This is a genomic window from Mesorhizobium sp. M7A.F.Ca.CA.001.10.2.1, assembly GCF_003998575.1.
Classification (GTDB): domain Bacteria; phylum Pseudomonadota; class Alphaproteobacteria; order Rhizobiales; family Rhizobiaceae; genus Mesorhizobium.
In genome coordinates, this window is record NZ_RZQY01000378.1 from 1 (window position 1) to 5712 (window position 5712).

A 5712-nucleotide genomic window follows, 5' to 3' on the forward strand; every position below is an offset into this window, starting at 1 on the left:
AGCGTCATCAGTGTCAGCACCAGGCCGCCGACGAAAGCGGCGGAGCGCGGCATGCCCAGGAAATTGATGAACACCGCGAGGCCGAGCAAGCCGAAGACGATTGACGGCACCGCTGCCAGATTGTTGATGTTGACCTCGATAAGGTCGGTGAAACGGTTCTTCTTGGCGAACTCTTCCAGATAGATGGAGGCGGCGACGCCGATCGGCAGCGCCAGGAGCAACACGATCACCATCATATAAAACGAGCCGATGATCGCCACGCCCATGCCCGAGGTTTCCGGGCGGCTGGAGGCGCCGTAGGTGAACAGGCCGCTGTTGAAGTGCTCGGCCATCGCGCCCTCGGCCTTGAGCTTGTTCATCCAGGTGATCTGCTGGTCCGAGACCTTGCGTCGCGCTTCCTCGACACTGAGGTCGATCTGGCCCTTGAAAGCCGAGTCGAGATTGGCGGCGGCGAGGATGTTGACGTTGCGTGTCGTGCCGATCACGGACGGATCGGCGGCAACGATGTCGCGCAACTGGACGCGGGCGCCTTCCGACAGGAAGCCCTTGAGCTTCTGGATCATCGGCTTGTCATCAGGAGAGATGCCGAGCTTGGCCACAAGCGCGTTTTCGGCGAGCTTGGGATAATTTGCCTTGATCAGAACGCTCGGATCGGTTGCACGCTTGCCGGAAGGATCGATCACCTTCTCGTCGAACGAGATCGGCAGTGATACCGTCGTCTGCCAGAAGGCGGTGTAGCCTTTCGAGACGATGGTGATCAGCATGATTGCCAGGAACGCCAGGCCTACGGAAATCGCCACGACGCCATAGAAGCGGAAACGGCGTTCGGCGGCGTAACGGGCCTTCAGGCCGATGTCGCGGCGCGGATGGGCCGCCGCCCTGACCATCGTATCCATGGAAATGTCGGTCATTCGTACTGCTCCCGATATTTGCGCACGATGTAGAGCGCGACGATGTTCATCACCAACGTCAGCGCGAACAGCGTCAGGCCGAGTGCGAAGGCGACCAGCGTCTGCGGCGAATTGAACTCGAGGTCGCCGGTGAGCTGGTTGACGATCTTGACGGTGATGGTCGTCATCGCCTCGAACGGGTTGATGGTGAGGTTGGCGGCGACGCCCGCCGCCAGCACGACAATCATCGTTTCGCCGATGGCGCGCGAGGCGGTCAGCAGGATGGCGCCGACGATGCCGGGCAGTGCAGCCGGCAGGATCACCCGCTTGATCGTCTCGGAGCGGGTCGCGCCGAGGCCAAGCGACCCGTCGCGCATGGCGCGCGGCACCGCGGTTATGATGTCGTCCGAGAGAGAGGACACGACCGGGATCAGCATGACGCCCATGACCAGGCCGGCGGTGAAGATGCTCTGGCCCTGGATGAAGGGCGAACCGCCGGTCAGCGCCGCGGACAGGTCGCGCAGGAACGGCCCAAGCGTGACGACGGCGAAGATGCCGTAGACGATGGTCGGTATGCCGGCCAGAAGTTCAAGCGCCGGCTTAACCACCGAGCGCACCTTGGGCGTTGCATATTCGGCCATGTAGACAGCCGACATCAGCCCGACCGGCACCGCAACCAGCAGCGCGACGGCGGCGATGTAGAGCGTGCCCGCAAGAAGCGGGATCAGGCCGAATTGGCCCTGGCTGCCGCCCGAACCGGCAGCGGCAAAACGCGGATCCCAGACGGTGCCGAAGAAGAAACTCATCGGCGAGACGCTTTCGAAGAAGGTGATCGTCTGGAACAGCATCGAAAGCACGATGCCGATGGTTGTCAGGATGGCGATGGTGGAGGCGGCAAGCAGCCCCCACAGCATCAGCCTCTCGACATTGTTGCGGGCCCTGGCGCGCGGCTCGATCTGCCTGAGCGCATAGAAGGCGCCGGCGATCGAGGAAACGAGAATGACAATGGCGCCGAACAGGCCGAGCCGGTCCTGGACCTTGTTCGCCTCGACGGCGATCGGGATCATGTAATCCTGCGTGTCGCTCGCCAGTGCCACACCCTTGGCGGCGAGCAGCGGCTGCAGCTCGGCAAAGCTGGCAGGCATTGCGGCCAGTGTGCCGGCATCGAGTTTGCGCAGGCCCCTGGCGAGGCTCTTTACGAGGCTGACATCCAGTGCCTCACTGGCAACCTTGCTGTCGACGGTGCGCTCGGGCAAGGCAGTGTGAATGTGTCGGTCAAGATAGACGGAAGACCCGACGGTCCAGACGGCAAGCAGCAAAAGAGCAGGCAGAACGGCGAGCAGGAAGGCCCACCAGCCATGATAGTGGGCGCGCGAATGCGGCTTGACCTTGCCATTGTCCTGGGCCGCGGCACGTTGCCGACCGATGAAAAAGGCAACCAGGCCGACGGCAACGACGATGGCCAGTACGAGCAAGGACGACATGGACCCACCCCAAGAGAAATTCTTACGCAGCCGCCATTGCGGCCTGCGATGAAACCGGGGCGCGGGATTTGGCCCGCACCCCGGTTCGGCAGCTGATTACATCGACTTTCCGGCGGCGAAAGCGTCACGCTGGGCCTGACGCTCGGCATCCGGAGCAGCAACGAGGCCGTATTCGGCGAGCGGGCTTTCCGGGCCAACCATCTGGTCGTCAAGGAAGAACTCGACATATTCCTTGAGGCCGGGAACGACGCCCAGATGCGCCTTCTTGACGTAGAAGAACAGCGGGCGCGAGACGGGATACTTGCCGCTGGCGATCGTCTCGGTCGAAGGCACGACGTCTTCCACGGTGGCGACCTTCAGCTTGTCGGCATTGTTCTCATAGAAGGCGAGGCCAAACACGCCGACGCCGGTCTTGTTGGAGTCGATGCGGGCGAGCGTCTCGGTATAGTCGCCATCGATGTCGACGGCCTTGCCGTCCTTGCGGATGGCGATGCAGGTTTTGCCGATTTCCTTGTCGTCGGCAATGCCGGCGGCCTTGAGAGCAGCCTTGTCACAGCCGGCATCGAGAAGCTTGGTCTCGAACACTTCGCGCGTGCCATGCTTTTCGCCCGGAATGTAGGCGGCGATGTCCCAGTCGGGCAGCTTCGGATTGACCTGGCTCCACTTGGTGTTCGGATTGTCGACGAGCTTGCCGTCGACGACCAGCTTGGCTGCCAGCGCCTTGTAGATGTCGGCGGGAACCAGCGCCCAATCCGGGCCCTTGATGTCGGTGGCGAAGACGATGCCGTCATAGCCGATCCGGACTTCCTGGACTTCCTTCACGCCGGCGTCGGCGCAGGACTTGAGTTCGTCCGCCTTGATCGGACGCGACGAATTGGCGATGTCGATCGTGTCTTCGCCGACGCCCTTGCAGAATTCCTTGATGCCCGCGCCGCTGCCGCCGGATTCGACGACCGGGGTCTTGAAGTTGGTGAATGTTTCGCCGAACTGCTCGGCGACAATCTTGGCATAAGGTAACACGGTCGATGACCCGGCGACCTGGATCTGGTCGCGCGCGGCGGCGAAGCCGGACGTCGCGGCGAGCGCAAGCGCAGCGGCCGACGCCGTATAGAGGAATTTCTTCATGTGGCCTGCTCCTGTTCGGAAGATGGTCTCTCGGCGCTCGTCAGTCGGCGCCCGCTGAGGCCAATAGCCTTCGATTATAACAGTCGCATGACAGTTTGATGTCACCCCGGTAACGCGTCATCGGGATGAGCAGAATGCCGCCTGGCCGGCACTCCCGACGCAGCCCCGCTTTGTCACCGGAATCAGGGACTTGCTCGATTCGGTCGAGGCTGGCCGGCGATTTGGGGATCAGCCGGCCTTTATGAAGAAAAGCCGGACGGGAGCGCGTTGCTCTCAGCCAGACGGTGTCGTGGCCGGGCCATCGCCGAAAACAGGTCCGTTGGGGTAGGTTGACGCTGTCTCATGCCGGCGGTCGCTGCTCCCGCCCGTAACTGGGAAGAGCGGAATTCGAATGTCGCCATTGTCTCGGCTGGATGCCGCCTTTCATATGGTGCGATCGCACCATAGTCTTGGCCGCTGACAGGGGCGCGAATCTTCGCCGTATTCCCGGTACTCGGGCAGAGCCGGCCTTACCCGGCGTTGCGCTGCGCCTGCCGGCTGGCGCCGACCCAGCGCTCGACCTTCTCGAGCAACGCCCGGGGACTGATCGGCTTGGGCAGATAGTCGTCCATGCCTGCCTCCAGGCAGCGCTCGCGGTCGCCCTTCAGCGCATGCGCGGTGACGCCGACGATCGGCACATGGGTGCCGGTTTCTTCCTCCAGCCGGCGAATGGCGGCGGTTGCTTCGAGACCGTTCATCTCCGGCATGGAGACATCCATCAGGATCATGCACGGGTTCAGCCGGCCGAAGGCGTCGAGCGCCTTGCGGCCATTGCCGACGATCTCGAAACCATAACCGGTCTCGCCGAGGATCTGGGTGAACACCATCTGGTTCACCTCATTGTCCTCGGCCACCAGGATATCCAGCCTGTCGCCGCCAGCCGCCACCGGTGGCCGGGGGCGAATTGAGGGCGGCTGCAGCAGCGCCCGCTGTTCGGACGGCGCCGAGGGCTGCGTCCGCATCACATAACCCGCAGCGACGTCGGCTGCGAGCGGCTGCGCGTCGCTGCCGCTCGTGTTGTGGCGATGCCGCTGGATGGTGGCGACCAGCGTTTCCAGCAGCACCGAGGAGCGCGCCGGCTTGATCAGCTGGGCATCGATGCCAAGATCGCGATAGCTGGTGTTGGCGAGCGACTGGTCGACCGAGGTCAGCATGATGATCGGCATGCCGGCAAGGCCGGCGGTGCTGCGCACGATCCGCGCCATTTCGGCGCCGCTCATTCCAGGCATCTGGTAGTCGAGCACGACGCAATCGACCGGGACACCATAGGCAGCGGCGGCGATCAGTACCTTGAGGCCTTCGGCGCCGCTTTCGGCCGCGCAGGAATCGAACGTCCACGATGTCATCTGTTCGGTCAGGATGGCCCGATTGACGGCATTGTCGTCGACAATCAGCACACGCGCACCGGTCACGTCGATCGGCATGATGCGCTGTCCGTTCTGCTGTCCGGCCCGCGGCAGCGTCACCGAGAACCAGAAAGTCGAGCCCTTGCCTTCCGCACTTTCGACCCCGATGTCGCCGCCCATCAGTTCGACGAGCCGCGAGGTGATGGCAAGACCGAGGCCGGTTCCCTCATGCCGCCTCGTCGAAGAGGTGTCGACCTGGCTGAATTTCTCGAACACCAGTTTCAGTTTTTCCTCGGGGATACCGATACCGGTATCGGTGACCGAGATCGTCAGCTTCGTTCCGGTCGGAACCCTCTCGCCGGTGACGTCGACCAGCACATGGCCTTCATCGGTGAATTTCACCGCGTTGCCGAGCAGGTTGGTGACGATCTGTCTGATACGGCCGACATCGCCGACGAACAGGCTCTCGAGCCGAGGTTCGACACGCACGATCAGCTCGAGGTCTTTTTCCTTGGCTCGTGTCGACACCAGTGTCGCCACATCCTCGATCGCCTCGGCCAGATTGAAGGGCGCCGGATCGAGCACCAGCTGACCGGCATCGATCTTGGAGAAGTCCAGTATGTCGTTGATGATGGTGAGCAGCGCATTGCCCGATTTCACGATGATGTCGGTGAACGTCTTCTGCTTCGGGTCGAGGTCCGATTTGGCCAGCAGTTCGGCCATGCCGAGCACGCCGTTCATCGGCGTGCGGATCTCATGGCTCATATTGGCGAGGAATTCCGACTTGGCGCGGTCGGCGAGCACGGCGCGCTGACGCGCCTCGCGCAG

Annotated in this window: 4 protein-coding genes; all 4 read right to left on the bottom strand. The window is 63.0% G+C overall.

Annotated features, from left to right (window positions below):
- A partial coding sequence (locus EN964_RS22165; protein WP_127276729.1) for a DUF3333 domain-containing protein occupies window positions 1-911 on the bottom strand: 911 nt, incomplete at its 3' end.
- Complete coding sequence (gene pstC, locus EN964_RS22170; RefSeq protein ID WP_127271979.1) at window positions 908-2374, bottom strand: phosphate ABC transporter permease subunit PstC; 1467 nt, start codon at window positions 2372-2374, stop codon at window positions 908-910. The genes pstC and EN964_RS22165, both read right to left, overlap by 4 nt.
- 96 nt (window positions 2375-2470) lie before the next feature.
- Window positions 2471-3499, bottom strand: coding sequence for a PstS family phosphate ABC transporter substrate-binding protein (locus EN964_RS22175; protein WP_127271977.1), 1029 nt, complete (start codon window positions 3497-3499; stop codon window positions 2471-2473).
- A 509-nt stretch (window positions 3500-4008) separates the two neighbouring features.
- Window positions 4009-5712, bottom strand: a 1704-nt coding sequence (locus tag EN964_RS22180; RefSeq protein WP_127276731.1) for a response regulator, incomplete at its 5' end; no start/stop codon positions are given.

What these genes read in the sequence shown, in the direction of transcription:
- pstC (WP_127271979.1), bottom strand. Translation starts at nt 2,374, where the DNA reads ATGTCGTCCTTGCTCGTACTGGCCATCGTCGTTGCCGTCGGCCTGGTT.
- EN964_RS22175 (WP_127271977.1), bottom strand. Translation starts at nt 3,499, where the DNA reads ATGAAGAAATTCCTCTATACGGCGTCGGCCGCTGCGCTTGCGCTCGCC.